This is a genomic window from Streptomyces sp. NPDC058221 (genome assembly GCF_042882365.1).
Lineage (GTDB): Bacteria > Actinomycetota > Actinomycetes > Streptomycetales > Streptomycetaceae > Streptomyces.
The window spans coordinates 60603-78280 of sequence record NZ_JBHVWF010000022.1 but is presented as its reverse complement, the minus strand read 5'-3'; the positions used below and the strand labels follow the sequence as shown (position 1 = coordinate 78280).

Here is a 17678-nt window from a genome sequence, read left to right as displayed (position 1 = left end):
CCCCACCACACACACCCCCACCCAACCATCAACACCACCCACCGGAAACCACTCAACACCTGACACACCCAGCAACACCTCACACCCCAAACACAACCCCCACCCCCAACAGACCACACCAGAACGGGAGTTCACTTCGCCGATGGCGCTTCAGCGGCCGGGGACGCCTCGTCGATCTCTCCCACCGACACGTCGACCTCACAGCCCTTCGGTATCTTATCGGCAGAGGTCGCGCACTCCGAGGGGTCGATTCCAGGCTTGGCCCTGGCTGTCTGTCGCTGATCGGCTGCCTTCTCGACGGACACCGAGCTGCCAGATGACGGCTTGTCTCCTTCCGGAGAGGCCAAGCAGGCGGCCGAGCCCAACAGGGCGAACAGGACTAGAACCGCAGAGGCAGCGGCGGTGCGAGTACGCATGAAGATCCCCCCAAAGCGGATGCACTGGCGTACAACTCACCAGTCGACCAACCATGCCACCGCGCAGTGCGCTAGTGGCATGGGAAATGTGAAGGAATCGCGCGCGGCGCAGCTCGGCATGCACGAGCTGGCACCGAAGCTTCCTCCATAGCCTCGGATCTGAGGAATCCTGGAGACTAAGAACTCGTAACACGATCATGGTCGGGTTTTCTTGAGTCGTCGGTAGCAGATGAGTCTGCAGGCGAGGGCCCTGCCAGGTCCGTGACACCCACCCACAGGGCGCGCCGGCCGCCGCCCGTCAGTGGCACCGAATCACGTGACTTCCTACCGCTCGCGAGGGTCACAGCGGTATCGTCACTAGCCCGTTCCGAGGGGGCATCGGACACAACCGCAGGAGCAGAACTGTGGCAGTTTCGGGGCCGGCGCGCGTCGCCGTATGGGTTCTCGCCGTGGTCGCGGGCGTGGTGTCGGCGGGGCTGATTGTGGCGCTCGTGGTGAATCCGGACATGGCTGATCGAACAGCCAGCGTCATCGGCGCCATCGTCGGCTTGGCCGCGGTCGTTCTCGCGGTGATCGCCCTCGTCCGCAGCCCCGGAACGAGTGGTGACGGGCGTCGGGTTCGCAGCGGGCGGGGCGGGATCGCGGCGGGCGGAAACATCACCGGCAGCGCCATCGGCGACCGGTCGTCGGTCGTCGGCCCCCCGACAGCGAGGGCACCAGCTCCTCCTGCGGGTGGTAGAGACGCGGACGTACGGGCGGGAAGGGACGGCATCGCCGCCGCAGGCGACATCGCCGACAACGCACTCGGCGACGACAGCGAACGCCGATGACTCCCCGACGGCCCCGCCACCGAAACGACGGGGAAGCGGCCGAGACGGCGCCGCAGCCCGGCACCATTCCTCAGGGCTCGCGGGAGCCCGCTCGGGACGTGCGGGCGACGGGCCGTGGCGGGACCGCCATAGGAGGCAACGCCTCCCACAGTGCGTTCGGGCAGGGCAGCCAGGTCTTCGACAACCGGCAGATCCACATACATCTCACCCCGCGCGAAGTGATGTGGCCATTGGAAATCGGCCCCGTCCCCAGCCTGGCCAGCGCGTTCCAACCGCGCACCGCACTCTGCGAGCAGGTGGACGCGGCACGGGCGCGGGGATCGTCGGCGATGACGACGCAGGTGCTGTCCGGCGGCGGCGGAGTTGGCAAGTCACAGCTCGCCGCGGCCTATGCGACCGAAGCCCTCCACGACGGCACCGATCTCGTCCTGTGGGTGCCCTCAGTAGAGGTCCAGCGGGTCGTCACCTTCTACGCCCGAGCCGCCGTCATCGTTGCCGCGCCAGGTGCGGGGGGCGACGATCTGGAGCAGGACGCGTGGGCGTTCCTGGATTGGCTGGCAACGACGGACCGGAGTTGGCTGGTCGTCCTGGACGACATCACCGACCCGGCCGGGATGGCAGGCTGGTGGCCGACCAGTCGCACCGGCACAGGGTGGGTGCTGGCCACCACACGGCTCCACGATGCGGCCCTCACGGGCAACGGCCGCAAACGGGTTCGGGTCGGCGTCTACACACCCGACGAAGCCTCCGCGTATCTCCGCACCCGCCTGGCCGACGATGACGCCGGACATCTCCTCGACGACAATGTCGACGACCTGGCCGCGGCGCTCGGACGTCTACCGCTGGCGCTCGGGCATGCGGCCGCCTACATGCTCAACCAAGACCTCAGCAGCGCCCGCTACCTGACCCTCTTCAACGACCACAGCCGCCGACTGGAACAGGTCCTTCCGGAGACGGCCGACGCCGAAGGCTACGGACGGCAGATCACCACCACCCTCTTGCTCTCCCTCGACGCGGCGCAGCTCACCCAGCCCGCCGGCCTCGCCCGCCCCGCGCTCCAACTTGCCGCACACCTCGACCCCGCCGGACACCCTCACTCCGTCTGGACCACCCCCGTCGTTCTGGCCCATCTCACCGAACGCCGAGCTCCCGCCCCGGACACTGCTGAGCACGCGGCGGACGTCACTACGGAAGAGGCTGAGTCGGTGCTGCGGGTCCTGCACCGCTACGCGCTGATCAACAGCGACCGCCAGCAGGAACCCCGGGCTGTACGCATCCACGCACTTACCGCCCGCGCCGCTCGCGAAACCACCCCTGCCGAAGTCCTCCCCCCACTCGCTCAGACGGCCGCTGACGCTCTCCTGCACGTCTGGCCCAGCCTCGACCAGCCCTACCCTGAACTGGCCTCCGCGCTACGCTCGAACACCGACCACCTCCACCACCACACCGGCGACCACCTCTGGCACCCGAAGGCGCACATCATCCTTTTCCGCGCCGGGGAAAGCCTTATCGACGCAGGCATGCCCTCGGCTGCCACCACCTATTGGGACGTACTCGTCACCCAAAGCCAGCGAATATGCGGTCCTGAGCATCCTGACTCGCTCACGGCGCGCCGCGCCCTCTCAGTCTCATTGTGGAAAAGCGCACGCACCCGCGAAGCTATAGCTCTCCAGGAATCCGTTCTCGCAGATCGTGAACGCCTGCTGGGCCCCCTGCACATGCACACACTCACGAGCCGGAGCGACCTCGCCCTCTCTTACCAGCAGACTGGGCGCATCAACGACGCCGTCACCCTCCAGGAATTCGTCCTCATCGGTAACGCGCGCACTCTCGGACACGACCATCCGCACACGATCACGGCCCGTCTAAATCTCGCGGGCTTCTACGCCGACGTGGGGCGCAACAGTGAAGCAATCTCTCTATTGGAGGTCAGCCGCGTCAGCAGCGAGCGGGTCTTCGGGCCGCTACATCCCATAACCCTCCATGCCCTCAACAACTTGGCACACTGCTATCAGCAAGCCGGTCTCGAAGATGAAGCACTGAGCCTTCGCGAGGCTGTGCTCGCCGACCGGGAACGCGTCCTCGGCCCCCAACACCCCGACACCCTCGGGGCCCGCAACAACGTCGCCCATTCCTACCAGCAAGCGGGTCGTACCGCCGAAGCCACCGCTCTCTTAGAAACCGCCGTCGCAGACTTTGAACGCGTCCTCGGCCCCGACCACCCAGGCACCCTCACCGCCCGCAACAACCTCGTGAGCTCCTACCTATTAGCGGGGCGCACAACCGAAGCCACCGCCCTCCAAGAAGCCATCCGCGCCGACCTCGAACGCACTCGGGGTACTGACCACCCTTAATCTAGTAAAATTGAATGGGCGACCGCGGCCGGAACGCTCACCGGGGCCTCGGCCGGTGTCGGACCGGCTCTGCCTCCAGGGCATCCTGTTCGTCCTCTACAACGACATATCCTGGCAACTTCTGCCCCCGGAGCTGGGGTTAGGCTCGGGACAGACGTGCTGGCGCCGCCTGGACCGGTGGCAGAAGGCGGGGGTTTTCGACCGGCTGCACCGGGTCCTGCTCGCCGAGCTGAACGCGGCCGGCGAGCTCGACTGGTCGCGGGCTTGCGTGGACGGTTCCCACATCCGCGCGAAAAAATGGGGTGCCGATACCGGTCCGTCGCCGGTCGAGCGGCGGAAGACGGGCAGCAAACACCACCTGATCTGCGACGGACGCGGCACCCCGCTCAAAGTCATCACCACCGCGGCCAACGTCAACGACATCACCCAGACCCTCAATCTGGTCGACTGCATCCCGCCCGTCGCTGGCCGGCCAGCCGACGCCCAGCGCCACCTACCAGGAGGCCGAGGCGGGGATCCCCTCCGAGGAGGAGAAGGCCAGCCGCTCACATACGGCGAAGAAGGCGTCCGCGTAGCAGTGTGCACAAAGGGCCCCGCACCTGTACGGTGTGGAGCCCTCTGTCACGAAAACAACGCAAGGTCTTTTAGTCAGTTTGGTAGATCTCATACCTATTGAACTTGAACGTAACCTTCTGATTGTATCCAGAGCCAACAATCTTGGTCGGCTTGACGCTGTGGTACTTGTAGCCCCTGCCGGGAATCTCCAGCGTCACGTACGACTTGGAGTACGTCCCGTAGATGAAGCTGGTGATCTCTGCGTTCTGGCTATCTCCGCGCGTGATTGTCAGAGAGTTGGAGGTCATCTCAACACTGCGTTCAAATTCCGAAGCTCCACCGGGCAGAGCGAACTGGTAGTCCGTCTCAGGCAAAGCCGACGCCTCAGTGGACTGTGCGACGCAGAGCCCGAGACCCATGGCGATCACGGCACCCACGCTTGCGGTGCGAGTGCGCAGGGTTTTCGACATGATCATGTTGACCTCACTGTGGGGAATGGGTGGGACAGGGCCCACGATCCGCTCAGTGTCGTGCCGCTCGCGTCGGTGATTCTTACGTACTCGGCCGGTCTTCTGGGCCTAATACTCCAGCTGTAGATCGTGATCTTCATGTCTGGAGTGCGGCATTCTGGTGGTAATGACGGATGCGGAATCGGACAGCAACGTCGGCCGTGGGCACCGGCCATTGCAGTGCGTGGCACCCGCGACTCATCCTGCGCTAAGGGCTGTCCCGCAAGGATCTTGAAGCCGCCTCGGGCATGGCGGCCGCCTTGCTTATCCGGCGAGGGCGAGGTTGTGCATCCGGGCGATGCCGAGCATGGCGTGGTGGACGCCATCGCCTTTGAGGCGGCAGTCGCGGAGGATCTTCCAGGTCTTCATGCGGGCGAAGACGTGCTCGACGCGGGCCCGGACCTGCTTGTGGGACTTGTTGTGTTCCTCTTTCCAGTCCGGGAGTTCGCTCTGGCCGCGCTTACGGCGGTGCGGGATGACGAGGCCGGTGCCCGGGTAGCCGCCGTCGGCGATCGTGACGGTGTTGCCCACGGCGGCCTTGGCGCCGGACTCCTCCCACGCCTTACAGTCGTTGCGGTTCCCGGCGAGCGGCCGGCCGACCACGACGACCAGGCGGGTGTCGGCGTCGATGACGACCTGGTGGTTGGTGGAGTACCGGTAGTTCTTCGACCGCTCGGCGATGGCGTGGTCATGGGTGGGGACCAGGGTGCCGTCCACGATGAGCACGGTGCCCTTGGCGAACCGCCTACGGGGCTGGAGTGCGAGCAGGGGGCCGAGGTGGTTGATGACTCGGCCGGCCGTGGACTTCGAGACGCCGAACAGCGGAGCGAGTTGCCGCAACGTCAGATTGGTGCGCCAGTAGGCCGTGACCAGCAACACCCGGTCCTCCAGTGGCAGGCTCCACTGCCGGCCTCGGTGGACCACATCTGCTCCATCGCGCCGCAGCGTGGTCAGCAGCTTGCCAAAGCAGCGCGGGCTCAGCCCCGCGAACGGGGTTATCCAGGACGGCTCCGATGCCGTGATCACACTCACCACATCATGATCACCACTCAGGCCGGCCCAATGCCGAGGCAATCCCACAGTTACGCTGCTCGGGGCAGTCCGCAGTGCGCAAGACCCGGGGGAAACCGTGAACCGACCTCTGCTGTTCCTCGACGTGGACGGGCCGCTCAACCCTTACGCGGCCAAGCCGGAGCGGCGTCCCGACGGCTACACCACACTCAGAGTCCCCCGGAACGACGCCCATCAGGACGACAGAGGCCTTTCATCCCGACGGCCACTGCGGGTCTGGCTCAACCCAGAGCATGGACGATCCCTGCTCCAGCTCGGCTTCGAGCTGTGCTGGGCCACCACATGGATGGACGACGCCAACCGGTGGATCGCACCGGTCCTGGGCCTTCCGGAACTTCCCTTTGTGGACTTCGGCGACGTCCTGCTCCAAGAGCGCCCTGATGGCGTCCACTGGAAGACCGGGCCGCTGGTGGACTACGCAGGCGGCCGTCCTTTCGCGTGGGTGGACGACGAGCAGAGCGAGTTGGATCAGAGCTACGTGACCGCCCACCACCAAGGCGCCGGGCTCCTGCACCACGTCAACCCGCGGATCGGCCTAAGGGAGAACGACTTCCACTCGCTCGCCGACTTCGGCCGGTCCCTGGACACCTCACGAACCACCAGTTGAGCACCTCGCCGGCTCTTCCGGCTGCTCTGCACTCGGAGCCAAGATCTTTGCGGGACAGCCCTTAGGAAGTCGTTTCCGGTCCGAGCCGGCGGCGACGCGCTCGCTGTCGGCAAGTCGCTCCGCAGTAGCGGGCCGGGCGGCCGGTGGACCGGGCGTCGAGCCGGGCCCCGCACTCCTCGCACCGTGGCGCCGAGTGAAGCGTGCCGGAGACGTCACGAAACACCTGCCCTTCCGTGACAGAGACGGGACTCCGCAGGCTCTCCAGCGTCAGCCGCACCATGCGGGTGCCGCCGTTGCGGTCGCGGTGGGCAGCCCATGTCGTCGCGCATCCGACGGTGAGCGCAGCGACATCGTCCGCGCTGACGTCGGTGCGGACCCCGCCGGCCCGCTGGGCTGCGCGGAGCAGTTCGTCGAGTGCCTGGCGGAACCGTCGCGCCGACGCGGCCAGGCTGGGGCGCGGCCAGCTCGTTTCCGTGGTCAAGGCGTCGCACGCGTGCTTGCGCCCTTGGGACGTGTCGACGACCTCCAGGAGGAAGCCGAAGAACGCCGTGACAGGGTCAGTGCGGACCGCCCACCGTCGAGCGGCGTCCACCCGGTTGTCGATCTGCTGGACGAGTACGGCCTCCAGCAGGATCTCCTTGCTGGGGAAGTGCCGGTACACGGTGCCGGCGCCGACCCCCGCCTGCCGTGCGATCGCGCCGAGCGAGACGTCCAGACCGTGCTCGTCAAACGCCCGTGAGGCGGCGGCGAGCACCTTCATGCGGTTGCGGCGGGCATCAGCCCGGCCGACGTCCTCGGGAGCTGCGGTCATGTCACGTAATCCCTTGTCCGTCGGGCTCAACCGGGTGCAGCATTCCACATCGACCCCGGGCTCAACCCACCGTGCCCCCGACAATCCCGGGGCGGAGGACGACATGACCACTGACCGCTTGGTCGTCGTGACCGGTGCGACCGGTCGACAGGGCGGCGCCACCGCACGCCGGCTCCTGGCGGCCGGCAGACCGGTGCGCGTACTCGTGCGAGACACGACCACGCGCACCGCCAAGGCACTCGAAACCGCCGGGGCCGAACTCGTCCCCGGCGACTTCGACGACTCGTCGAGTCTGCCTGCGGCGCTGGAGGGAGCAGCGGCACTGTTCGCCGTACCGCCCGTGGCATTCGGACCGGCCGGCTCCGACGTGGAGCGGGAGTTCGCCCGAGGCCGAGCACTGATCGATGCCGCAGCCGCCGTGGGGGTCGAGCACGTCGTGTTCACGGGCATCGCGTCCACACCGGGGCGCCCGGGTGGCTCCGAGGGAAAGAAACGCATCGAGGACCACCTGCATGAGCGGATCCGGTCAGTGACCGTGCTGCGCCCGGTGCGCTTCATGTCGAACTATCTCGGATCGACACCCATCGGACTCGACGGCATCGTCCACGGCGTGCACCGGCACATCTTCCCGCCGGACGAACCTGTCCAGATCATCGCGGTGGAGGACATCGCCGAATTCGCGGCGCTGGCCTTCGACCAGCCGGACCGATTCGCGGGGAGTCTGGAGCTGGCCGGGGACGCCCCCACCCCGGCCGAGGCAGTTGCCGCAATCAGCGCGGCCACTGGTGCCACGGTGTGCTACGAGCAGATCACCCACGCCGAGGCCGCCGCACTCAACCCCGAGATCGCCCAGGTCCGGGAGCGCTGGGCAGCCGGATCGCGCTGGCACGCCGACATCGAGGCGCTGCGCATCATCCACCCCGGCCTGCGTACGCTCGCGGACTGGCTCGCCGAATCCGGCGCCGCCCTGCTGCGGAAGCGACTCCTCGAAACCGCCTAGTACCGCAGCTGTTGGTCGTGATCTTGCTGGGTCGGGGCCGGTGCGGAAATGAGTGCGGCCACCGCTGATCATCGTGAGTTGTGTGGACTTACGAAGAGACGGTAGCCGCAGGTCACAGAATAGATCCCGCGCGGTGGCGGGAGGCGTTCGAGGTGGCCATGGGCCGGATTGCGGCCCGGTTCGCCCGGTACGAACCCCGCCTGCGGGCCGGGCGGCTGGTGCTGGGCCTGCTGTCGGACCTGCCGCGCAAAAACTGCTGGACGATCGCCGAGTGGGCCGGGGAGGCCGGCCCGCACGGCATGCAGCACCTGCTGTCCCGGGCCTCCTGGGACGCCGACGCCGTCCGTGACGACGTGCGCGAGTACGTCGTCGAGCACCTCCACGACGAGGCCGCGGTGCTGGTCGTCGACGAGACCGGCGACGTGAAGAAGGGCACGCACACCGTCGGGGTCCAGCGCCAGTACACCGGCCGGATCGAGAACTCCCAGGTCGCCGTCTACCTCGTCTACGCCGGGATGCGCGGGCACGCAGCGGTGGACCGGGAGCTGTACATCCCGCGCTCCTGGACAGGCGACCCGGACCGCTGCCGGGCAGCCGGGCTCGGCCAGGACACCGTCTTCGCGACCAAACCGGAACTGGCCCGGGTGATGATCGTACGGGTTCCTGGACGCCGGACACCACGTCGGCTGGGTCACCGGGGATGAGGTCTACGGCGGCAACCCAAGACTCCGTACGGCTCTGGAGGAACGCGGCATCGGCTATGTCCTCGCGGTTGCCTGCTCGGCCGAAGTGCCCACCGCCGCAGGCAGGTTCCGCGCCGATGCCCTCGCGCGGAAGGTGCCGAAGCGGGCCTGGCAGAAGCTCTCGGCCGGACGCGGCGCAAAGGGACAGCGATACTACGACTGGGCCGTCATCGACCTCGCCGAAGCGGCACCGGGCCACCACCAGCTGCTGATCCGCCGCAACCGCACCACCGGCGAACTCGCCTACTACCGCTGTCACTCCACCACACCGGCCCTCCTGGCCACCCTGGTCAAGGTCGCAGGTTCCAGGTGGCGAGTGGAAGAGACCTTCCAGAGCGAGAAGGGCCTGGCCGGACTGGATGAGCACCAGGTCCGCCGCTACCCCTCCTGGACCCGCTGGGTCACCCTCGCCATGCTCGCCCACGCTTTCCTCGCCGTCGTCCGCGCCGAGGAACACGCACACCGACCCACATCCGACGATCTGATCCCGCTGACCTGCAACGAGATCCAGCGCCTGTTCATCACCGTCGCTGTCCGACCCGATCACGGCCCGGCCCACAGGCTCAGCTGGTCCGCCTGGCGACGCCGCCACCAGGCACGATCACGAGCCAGCCATTACCGGCGACAAGCCGCATCCCAGACATGAAGATCACGATCTACAGCTGGAGTACTAAGAGCTTGTAACAGGATCTTGCTGAACGGCCTGGTTGACCGCGACTGTTGTGACGATCTGACCGTTCGGATGGGTGTGACGACTCGGCCGTGGATCGTGGATGACGACTTGTGGGAGCTGATCGAGCCGCTGCTGCCTCCCTGGCCCGAGCGGTCGCCGGGGCCGAAGCCGGTGGCCGACCGTTTGTGCTTGCAGGGCATCCTGTACGTCTTGCACCAGGACATCGCCTGGCAGCTGTTGCCTCTGGAGCTGGGGTTCGGCTCCGGACAGACCTGCTGGCGGCGGCTGGATCGCTGGCAACAGGCCGGGGTTTTCGAGCAGTTGCACCGGATCCTGCTCGCGAAGCTGAACGCGGCCGGCGAACTCGACTGGTCCCGCGCGTGTGTGGATGGATCCCACATCCGCGCGAAAAAGGGGGAGCCGCGACCGGTCCGTCGCCGGTCGACCGGCGGAAAACAGGCAGCAAGCACCACCTGATCTGCGACGGACGCGGCACTCCGTTCCACGTCATCACCACCGCGGCGAACGTCAACGACATCACCCAGACCCTCGCCCTGGCCGACGGTCTGCCGCCCGTGGCCGGACGCCCCGGCCGACCGCGACGTCGACCCGACGCTCTCCTGGGCGCCAAGGCGTACGACTCCAAGGCCGTCCGGCGCGCCCTGCGCACGCGCCGGATCATGCCCGTTGTCTCCCGAAAGGGCGCCCCGAACACCAAGGGCCTCGGCAAGCTCCGCTACGTCGTGGAGCAGACCTTCGCCCTGCTCCACCAGTTCAAGCGACTCGCCGTGCGCTGGGAACGACGCCTCGAACTCCACGACGCCTTCGTCTCGTTGGCCTGCAGCCTGATCTGCTGGCGCCGCCTCAAGAAGGCCCACTCATGATCCTGTTACAAGCTCTAAGGGCTGTCCCGGCCACGCACCGGCGGCTGTCGTCGGGTTTCTGAATTGACGTCGACACACAGTTCCGCCGTCAACAGGCAGCTACGACAATGGGCGTGTCCATATAACTCACCATCAGGCACGGAACGGTTGCGGGTTCAGGCGATCGACGAAGTCGCTGTTCGCCAAGACTCAGCAGGCTCAAGAATCCGCCTTGTACCAGTGGGTGCGGCGGCGACATCCCTGAAAGCACAGGCGCGATTCTCCCCTACTCCAGCCCGCGCTTGCCCGGTGCCCAGAGCGGCTTGGTGAGTACCGCCCGTCGGTCCCAGCCCGCCTCTCGCACGAGCACCTGCCGCACGTGCTGCACGGTCCGCGCCTCCCCGGCGACGTACGCGATCCCGCCTGGCTCAGGGGCGAGGCGTCGCACCGCATCCGGGAGCGAAGTGCCACTCCTGGTGATCCAATTGAGGCGGTCCGAGTACGGCAGGGGGAGCCGGTCGGCAGCCGTCTCCGTTTCGATGCAGCTGGAGATTCGCGCCCCGTCAGGCAGTGCCCCCAGCATCGCGCCGAAGGCGACCGACGCCGTCTCCTCTCCGACGAACACGTGGTGCGCGGCGTCAGGCCGCAGCGTGAACGTCCCTTCCGGCTTGCGCATTCGGACCCGGTCGCCGACTGTGGCGCTACTCCCCCACCGCGCTCCGGGGCCACGCCCAGGATGATCCAGTACGCACAATTCGACGGCGCCCTCCGAGTCGTAGCGCCAGATCGAGTACGTGCGCAGAGTCAGCCCGTCTCCGACCACGACCTTCGCCTGCTGTCCGGGGCGGGCGGTCGGCCCGGACAGGGCCTCGCTCTCGATGCGCAGGCGACGGAGTCGGGCGGCGACAGGTTCTGTCTCGGTGACCGTGCCCTGAAGCGTCAGCAGGTCCAGAAGGGGGAGAGCAGGACAGGACAGCCATAGGACTCCTCGGAAACTCGTCGATGCAGTGGGCCACTGAGGGCCAACATCCAACCGACCGCGATATCTTCGCACCACAGCAGGATCGGACCCAGTGAGGCTGTCTGGTCCGAGCCGGCCCCGGCGGAGGCGCGCGAGCGCGGCCCTGCTCCAAGAGCCGGCAGCCGCTTTGGCGGCGCTGCCTCTTTGGGATCGGAGGTTTCCGCCTACGTGCCATGGCTCGATGGTCCAGGGGCCGACGGCTTCACCTGGGGCGCCCTGCCGGTAGACGCCTTCGGGGTCGGAGTCCCGGTCGTGGGGCAGGAGGAAGAACCCCCTGCGTCTGTACAGGCCGCTGTCCGAGTCGGCGTCGGCGCCGAGGGCGGCCGGCCGTCGAGGCAGGTAGCGGCCGAGGTCAAGAACTGTTTCGTTACCGGTGTTCAATCACTTGACCCGGTCCGTACGGTGTTCGAGTGAACGACACTCTGATCAACGAACTCCGCATCGCGTATGACGCCCAACTCCGCGGTGTCACCCCGCCTGGCGGCAGCGCACGCATCGAAAAGGACGGCCCATTGACCCGTGTCGTCGGTTGGCACCGCGGCTTTGTCACGGGCCCGCGCGACCTCGGCGTGTACGGGGCAGAACTCGACACGCTGATAGCGCGGCAGCGCGACTTCTACGCCGCCCGTGGTGAGGCGGTCGAATGGAAGACTCGCGCCCATGATGTCCCCGCCGGCCTCACCGACCGGCTCACGGCGGCCGGCTTCGTCGCCGAGGACAGCGAGACCGTGCTCATCGGGCAGACCGCAGACCTTGCCGCAGACCCCGTCCTGCCCGACGGTGTAACCCTCCGCCGCGTCACCTCCCGATCAGACCTCCAGCGCGTCGCCGCTATGGAGAGCGCCGTCTGGGGCGAGGACTGGAGCTGGCTCGCCGACGACCTGACGGCCCGGATCGAGAACGCCCCGGAGAACACCGTTGTCCTCGTCGCCGAAGCCCGCACCCAAGTCGTCTGCGCCGCCTGGCTGGTGTTCAAGGACGGCATCGACTTCGGCGGTCTCTGGGGCGGCTCAACGCTCAAGGAATGGCGCGGACAGGGCATCTACCGGGCCATGGTCGCCCACCGAGCCCAACTCGCCGCCGCTCGCGACGTCCCCTACGTCTACGTCGACGCCTCAGCCGACAGCGCCCCGATCCTCACCCGCCTTGGACTGCACGCGGTCACTACGACGACGCCGTATGTGTGGTCGCCCTGAGCTCAGCCGGCCCTGGCGCGCTCTCCAGCCACGTGAGCGACCGGGCGGCCCGCAAGGACCCGCTGAATCAGCAGCCGCCTGTCATGAACAGTCAGCCCGGTATTGCGGTGGGACACGAAGACCTCCAGTGCGGTGCGGTCCTATACAGCTCCACCGCACCGGAGGTCTTCGTCATGTTCAAGACCTGCCGAGTGTCAACAACGCTCGTGATCAATACACCAAGCGCCGAGAGCCCGAACGTGCGAGTAACACCGGGGAGTTGATATCTCGCACATAACGTCAACGACGCCCGGCACCTGCCGTAACCGCCGGCCGCTGAACAGAGCCGAACGTCGGGCAGACCCCCCAGCCGTGGCCGGTGTCACCGTCAACGGCCGCCTGCGGGTGCGTCGTTCAAAGTGGTGACCGCACCTGGATCAGTGGAACGTTGCGGTACTGCCGAGCCTTCCGCAGGCTTGGGCTTTGCCAGCAACAGCCCGGTGAACACGGCGGTGGCCAAAGTGACGATGCCGGCAGCGAGAAAGGCGCTGTTGAGGCCGGCCTCGAAGGTGGCGCCGCCGGATTGCCGGGTGCGGACGATGGCTCCGAGTACTGCGACGCCGAAGACGGCACCGATCTGCCGGGTGGTGCTGCTGACGCCGGATGCCAGGCCGCCTTCCTGCGGGCTGACTGCTTGGATGGCGGCTCCCGTAAGCGGGGACATGGCCAGGGCGAATCCGGTGCCGGCGACTGCCAGGCGCCACCACACGTTCCCGTATCCGGTGTCGGCGTGGACGGTGCCGAGTGCCATCAGCCCCAGGCCGGCCAGGGCGAGGCCGGTGGTGACCACGACGCGGAAGCCGTATCGGGCGGCGAGCCGTCCTGCGTACGGGCTGACGACGACCATGGCGAGGGACATGGGCAGGGTCTGCAGGCCGGCACGCAGGATCGAGCTGCCCTGGACGTAGACGAAGAACTGGGAGAAGAAGAACGAGGAGCCCATGAGGGCGAACCCGACCACGACCATGGCGGTGTTCGACACGGTGAACAGGCGCTGCTTGAACAGCCGCAGGGACAGCATGGGCGCGGCGCGGCGGGCTTCGACGGCGATGAAGGCGGCGAGGAGGATCACTGCGGCGGCGAAGCAGCCCAGGATCTCCGGTGACGTCCAGCCGCGGGCACCGCCCTCGATCAGGCCGTAGGTCAGCACGCCCACGGTCAGGACGGACAGTGCTGTCCCCGGGATGTCGATCGCGGGGGCGTTCGGGTTGCGGGACTCGTCGAGGTGGCGCAGGCCGACCAGTACAAGGCCCACGCCGAAGGGCAGGTTGACGAGGAAGATGGCGGGCCAGCCGAAGGCCTGGGTCAGCACGCCGCCGGCCACGGGGCCTGCGGCGAGGCCGATTCCGCTGAGTCCGGCCCACAGTCCGATCGCCTTGATGCGTTCCTGCGGCAGGGGGTAGGCGGCGGCGAGGAGTGCGAGCGAGGCGGGGGCGAGTGCCGCAGCGCCGATGCCCTGCAGTACCCGGCCGGCGATCAGCCAGCCGACCGAGGGCGCGAGGGCACAGACCAGTGATGCGGCGGTGAACACCGCCACGCCGGTCAGGTACACCCGCTTGCGGCCGAACCGGTCGGCGAAGACGCCACCGGACAGGAGCAGCATGGCGACCAGGAGTACGTAGGCGTCGACGATCCATTGAAGGCCGGTCAGTTCCGTGTGGAGCCGGTGCTGCATGTCGGGCAGCGCTGCTCCGACGATCGTGGTGTCGAGCAGGACCATGAACTGGCCCAGGCAGGTCATCGCGAGCAGCACGGCCCGGTTCGGTCGACTGCCTACGTCCACAAGCGATGCAGCCAAGGGGGTTCCTCTCAAGATTTTTTACGCCTCTCTATGGCGGACGTGGTCAGCCGCTGCGCCCTAAAGCAATCAGTGGCTGCGTTAAGCGACTATAGAGAGGATCACCTCGTAAACGCAAGCCCTTACTGCGTTAAGGTGGAGAGATGAGCGAACCACAGCGAGCCCGACGGCCCGGCGGGCGCAGCGCCCGCGTCGGCGCACAGGTGCATCAGGCGGTGACCGATCTGATCAGCGAGCGGGGCTACGGCCACTTCACCGTAGGAGAGGTCGCAGCCCGCGCAGGTGTGGCCGACAGCAGCATCTACCGCCGGTGGGGCAGCCTGGAGAAGCTGCTCTCCGAGGTGGCGCTCAGCCGCCTCAACGCGCAGTCACCCATGCCCGACACCGGAAGCCTCGCCGGCGACCTGCGCGCCTACGCGGCCAACGTCGCCCGCGAGATCACCGGACCCGACGGCCTGGCACTCGTGCGCCTCGCCGTCGCCCTCATCGGCACCGGCGAGCAAGGCCAGCTGGGCCGGCAGGCACGTGACAGCCTCCGCGACGAACGCACCCGGCAACTGCAGTCCATGCTCGACCGCGCCGTCGAGCGCGGCGAGAGGGCCCCCGCCGCGCTCGACGTGCTGGACCACGTCCTCGCCCCGATGTACATCCGCGTCCTGTTCGGCATGGAACTCACCCCGGCCTACGTCGACGGGCTCGTCGACCGGCTGCTGTGACCACCGGATGCGCCCTCGGTGGCAATGCGGGCGCGGAGTCGTCAGGCGGGCTGGACGGTAATGGAACAGAGGCGCTTGGTGGCCCGGGTCAGGGCTACGTACAAGTCTCTCTCCCCACCGGGGCGGGCCGTGATGATTTCCTCGGGATTCATGACGACGACCCCGTCGAATTCCAGGCCGCGTGCTTCGGATGCCGGCACGATGCGTGCGTGGTGCCCGACGCCCCGGGCTGTCAGCTCGCTCACCCTGGCGTCCGCGCAGATCACTCCCAAAAGCTCGTCCGGGTGCGCGGTGCTCTGCGCACGGAGTTCCTGGACCACGGCGGTGACCGACCCGTCCTGAGGTGTGGTCACGGAGCGAGGGCTCTCACCGCTTCGCAGTGACCGTGTGGGCTTCTGGTCCGGAGCGATCCGTGTGAGCAGGTCCCGGACGCTCTCCAGGATCTCCTGCGTGGTGCGGTAACTGACGGTCAGGTCGTGCAGTCTGAACCGCGGTCCGACGTGGGGGCTCAGCGCTTCCCTCCAGTCGCGTGCTGTCGCGACCGGGCCTGCCTGGGCGAAGTCGCCCACCAGCGTCATCGCTCTTGCCGGGCAACGGCGGACGATCATCCGCCACTGCATGGCGGTCAGTTCCTGCGCCTCGTCGACGACGACGTGCCCGTACGTCCGCCCGGGGGGACCCTCGACCAGACTCGCCGCCTCGTCCAGCAGCGGGACATCGGCACCGGTCCACGGGTCGTCCGGGCCTCGCAGCAACAGGGACCGCTCCTGCACGGTCACGCCAGGCAGGTGTTCGGCGAGAGCGCCTGCATTCGTCAGGAGCTCGTTCACGAGGCCGCCCGGCAGGAGCCGCGGCCACAGCGCCTCGACCGCCCGGTCAATGCCGGCGTCCTCGAGGAGATCGGCCCGGATGGCGTCCAGGTCCAGCTCGTGGGCCGGATCCGGGTCGGCCGCACCTTCGACACGGCGCTGGGCGGCTCCCGTGAACCGGTCGAGGTTCAGCCCCGTCATCTTCTCGGCATCCGCGTCGATCCGCTCCAGGATATCGCCCATATCCCGCTGCATCGCATCGGTGACGGCATCGGCCAGGAGTTCCTTGAACACCTGCCGCGCGGGGTTGTGCCCCGGTGCGGCCGCCACGGCGGCGTCGCGTGCCGTGGCCACTTCCTTCTCGGACAGGTGGACCACTTCCTGACCGACCCGCACGGTGAAGTCACCGACAGGGGCTTGATGGACGCGCAGCAGGCCGGCCAGGGCGTCGGCGAGTCCGGAGCTGCCCTTGAGACGTGCCGTGTCGATAGGGTCCGCCGCCTCCGTGAACACTCCGGCCAGTTCCTGGCATGTCGCAAGAACCACGTCGTTCTCTCCCAGTGAGGGAAGGACCTGGGAGATGTAGTCGAGGAACCGGGCGTTCGGGCCCACCACCAGGACTCCCTCTTCCGCGGCGCGCGGAAAGGCGTACAGGACGTAGGCCGCCCGGTGCAGGGCGACGACCGTCTTGCCAGTGCCGGGCCCGCCCTGCACCACGGTCACCCCTCGGTGGGGGGAGCGGACGATCTCGTCCTGCTCGGCCTGCAGCGTCGCGACAGCAGCGTGCATCTTGCCCGTACGCCTGGCCGACAGGGCCTCGGTCAGCGGGCCGTCCCCCACGATGTCCTCGTGGGTCGGGGCCGTCCCGTCCAGCAGTTCGTCACTCACCGAAATGACGGTGCGGTCCTCGAGGCGTAGATGCCTGCGGCGCCGCAGGCCCATCGGATGGACCGGTGTCGCCTCGTAGAAGGGTCGCGCCGCGTTCGCGCGCCAGTCCACGAGCAGCGGCAGGTCGTCCTCCTCCGTGTGCAGTCCGATCCGTCCGATGCGCAGGGCGGTGCCGTCCGTCCAGTCGATGCGTCCGAAGACCAGGCCCTTGTCGGCGCCCTCCAGCCGGCCGATTTCCCTGGCCAGACGGTCGGCGGCGATTTCCCTCTCGTATGTCTCACCGGCGCTGTCGGCCGGGGCCTTCAGCACACGCGCCCTGTGTGTTCGCGCCTCGGAAAGCCGCTCGGTGACCAACTCGTACAACGAGGACACATAATCCTGCTCCAATTCAACCGCACGCACAGCTGAATCAATCCTTTTCGGCAACAAGAAGCTCCTTCGATTCGAGCAACACCATACGGACGACGCTCCCCAAAGGTAAGTCTTGACTTGCTTGTTGCGTCTATGCCCCTATGACTGGGTCCGTGACGGCCGACCACATTTACGTGTCACGCATTTGGCTGCTCCGCATATCGGAATGCTGGATTGAACGGCCCTTGCGTGAATCGAGTCAGTGCCGAGGGCGCGCGGCGGTCTCTGTGCCTTATCCTCGATGATCGAGAAGTGATCTGCCTCGATGTACTCAGCCCGTCCGCAGCGCTGGCGGCAGGGGCCGGAGCCGAGCCGCCGAAGCTGCTCAACGCCACAGTGGTCCGCAGGTTCAGTGCCGGAGCGGCGAT

General features: G+C 67.6%; 14 protein-coding genes and 3 pseudogenes. 9 read left to right on the top strand and 8 right to left on the bottom strand.

What is annotated here, in order from left to right; genetic code table 11:
- Window positions 1-820: 820 nt before the first annotated feature.
- From ACFVW8_RS10445 to ACFVW8_RS10435, 3 genes are all read left to right on the top strand, one after another.
- Complete coding sequence (locus ACFVW8_RS10445; protein ID WP_389688165.1) at window positions 821-1246, top strand: hypothetical protein; 426 nt, start codon at window positions 821-823, stop codon at window positions 1244-1246.
- 98 nt (window positions 1247-1344) lie between these two features.
- Window positions 1345-3600, top strand: a complete 2256-nt coding sequence (locus tag ACFVW8_RS10440) for a tetratricopeptide repeat protein (RefSeq protein WP_389688163.1) — start codon at window positions 1345-1347, stop codon at window positions 3598-3600.
- A 10-nt stretch (window positions 3601-3610) separates the two neighbouring features.
- The gene (locus tag ACFVW8_RS10435; protein ID WP_389688161.1) at window positions 3611-4276 is read left to right on the top strand and encodes an IS5 family transposase; all 666 of its coding nucleotides are present in this window, start codon (window positions 3611-3613) and stop codon (window positions 4274-4276) included.
- Here ACFVW8_RS10435 and ACFVW8_RS10430 read toward each other — a convergent pair.
- Both ACFVW8_RS10430 and ACFVW8_RS10425 read right to left on the bottom strand, forming a co-directional pair.
- Window positions 4245-4625, bottom strand: a complete 381-nt coding sequence (locus ACFVW8_RS10430; RefSeq protein ID WP_389688159.1) for a hypothetical protein — start codon at window positions 4623-4625, stop codon at window positions 4245-4247. The two genes, ACFVW8_RS10435 and ACFVW8_RS10430, sit on opposite strands and share 32 nt — an antisense overlap.
- A 303-nt stretch (window positions 4626-4928) precedes the next feature.
- The gene (locus ACFVW8_RS10425; RefSeq protein ID WP_389688157.1) at window positions 4929-5699 is read right to left on the bottom strand and encodes a transposase; all 771 of its coding nucleotides are present in this window, start codon (window positions 5697-5699) and stop codon (window positions 4929-4931) included.
- A gap of 94 nt (window positions 5700-5793) precedes the next feature.
- Here ACFVW8_RS10425 and ACFVW8_RS10420 point away from each other — a divergent pair, with 94 nt between their 5' ends.
- Entirely contained in the window at window positions 5794-6342 is a 549-nt protein-coding gene (locus ACFVW8_RS10420) for a hypothetical protein (RefSeq protein WP_389688155.1), read from the top strand.
- A 61-nt stretch (window positions 6343-6403) separates the two neighbouring features.
- Here ACFVW8_RS10420 and ACFVW8_RS10415 read toward each other — a convergent pair whose 3' ends face one another.
- Complete coding sequence (locus tag ACFVW8_RS10415; RefSeq protein ID WP_389688153.1) at window positions 6404-7153, bottom strand: TetR/AcrR family transcriptional regulator; 750 nt, start codon at window positions 7151-7153, stop codon at window positions 6404-6406.
- Window positions 7154-7256: 103 nt separating this feature from the next.
- Here ACFVW8_RS10415 and ACFVW8_RS10410 point away from each other — a divergent pair, with 103 nt between their 5' ends.
- The 3 genes and pseudogenes from ACFVW8_RS10410 to ACFVW8_RS10400 all read left to right on the top strand — a co-directional run bounded on the left by ACFVW8_RS10410 (window position 7257) and on the right by ACFVW8_RS10400 (window position 10453).
- Window positions 7257-8153: an NmrA family NAD(P)-binding protein gene (locus ACFVW8_RS10410; protein WP_389688151.1), complete on the top strand. Its 897-nt coding sequence runs from the start codon at window positions 7257-7259 to the stop codon at window positions 8151-8153.
- 158 nt (window positions 8154-8311) lie between these two features.
- A pseudogene (locus ACFVW8_RS10405) lies at window positions 8312-9542 on the top strand (IS701 family transposase).
- A gap of 96 nt (window positions 9543-9638) precedes the next feature.
- A protein-coding gene (locus tag ACFVW8_RS10400; protein WP_389688173.1) for an IS5 family transposase occupies window positions 9639-10453 on the top strand; the annotation gives its coding sequence in 2 pieces (ribosomal slippage) (window positions 9639-9962 and window positions 9965-10453; 813 coding nt in all).
- A gap of 265 nt (window positions 10454-10718) precedes the next feature.
- On the opposite strand, the gene ACFVW8_RS10395 is transcribed toward ACFVW8_RS10400, so the two are convergent.
- Both ACFVW8_RS10395 and ACFVW8_RS10390 read right to left on the bottom strand, forming a co-directional pair.
- A complete protein-coding gene (locus ACFVW8_RS10395; protein WP_389688171.1) occupies window positions 10719-11408 on the bottom strand; it encodes a siderophore-interacting protein in 690 nt (229 codons plus the stop codon).
- 162 nt (window positions 11409-11570) lie between these two features.
- Window positions 11571-11765: pseudogene (locus tag ACFVW8_RS10390) on the bottom strand (DUF6009 family protein); the annotation flags it as partial.
- A gap of 98 nt (window positions 11766-11863) precedes the next feature.
- Here ACFVW8_RS10390 and ACFVW8_RS10385 point away from each other — a divergent pair.
- The gene (locus ACFVW8_RS10385; RefSeq protein WP_389688149.1) at window positions 11864-12649 is read left to right on the top strand and encodes a GNAT family N-acetyltransferase; all 786 of its coding nucleotides are present in this window, start codon (window positions 11864-11866) and stop codon (window positions 12647-12649) included.
- A gap of 20 nt (window positions 12650-12669) precedes the next feature.
- Here the strand turns inward: ACFVW8_RS10385 and ACFVW8_RS10380 are convergent.
- Window positions 12670-12765 (bottom strand): annotated as a pseudogene (locus tag ACFVW8_RS10380) (IS481 family transposase); the annotation flags it as partial.
- Between the two features lie 251 nt (window positions 12766-13016).
- Window positions 13017-14429 (bottom strand): MFS transporter, encoded by a 1413-nt coding sequence (locus tag ACFVW8_RS10375; protein WP_389688169.1) that lies wholly within the window; start codon window positions 14427-14429, stop codon window positions 13017-13019.
- A gap of 200 nt (window positions 14430-14629) precedes the next feature.
- On the opposite strand from ACFVW8_RS10375, the gene ACFVW8_RS10370 reads away from it, so the two are divergent.
- A complete protein-coding gene (locus ACFVW8_RS10370) occupies window positions 14630-15202 on the top strand; it encodes a TetR/AcrR family transcriptional regulator (protein WP_389688148.1) in 573 nt (190 codons plus the stop codon).
- Between the two features lie 41 nt (window positions 15203-15243).
- Here the strand turns inward: ACFVW8_RS10370 and ACFVW8_RS10365 are convergent, their stop codons facing one another.
- A complete protein-coding gene (locus ACFVW8_RS10365; RefSeq protein WP_389688147.1) occupies window positions 15244-17271 on the bottom strand; it encodes a HelD family protein in 2028 nt (675 codons plus the stop codon).
- Window positions 17272-17678 lie beyond the last annotated feature (407 nt).

Excerpts from the sequence above, each read along its gene's own strand:
- ACFVW8_RS10430 (WP_389688159.1), bottom strand. The coding sequence starts at position 4,625 with ATGTCGAAAACCCTGCGCACTCGCACCGCAAGCGTGGGTGCCGTGATC.
- ACFVW8_RS10415 (WP_389688153.1), bottom strand. The coding sequence starts at position 7,153 with ATGACCGCAGCTCCCGAGGACGTCGGCCGGGCTGATGCCCGCCGCAAC.
- ACFVW8_RS10410 (WP_389688151.1), top strand. The coding sequence starts at position 7,257 with ATGACCACTGACCGCTTGGTCGTCGTGACCGGTGCGACCGGTCGACAG.
- ACFVW8_RS10375 (WP_389688169.1), bottom strand. The coding sequence starts at position 14,429 with ATGACCTGCCTGGGCCAGTTCATGGTCCTGCTCGACACCACGATCGTC.
- ACFVW8_RS10370 (WP_389688148.1), top strand. The coding sequence starts at position 14,630 with ATGAGCGAACCACAGCGAGCCCGACGGCCCGGCGGGCGCAGCGCCCGC.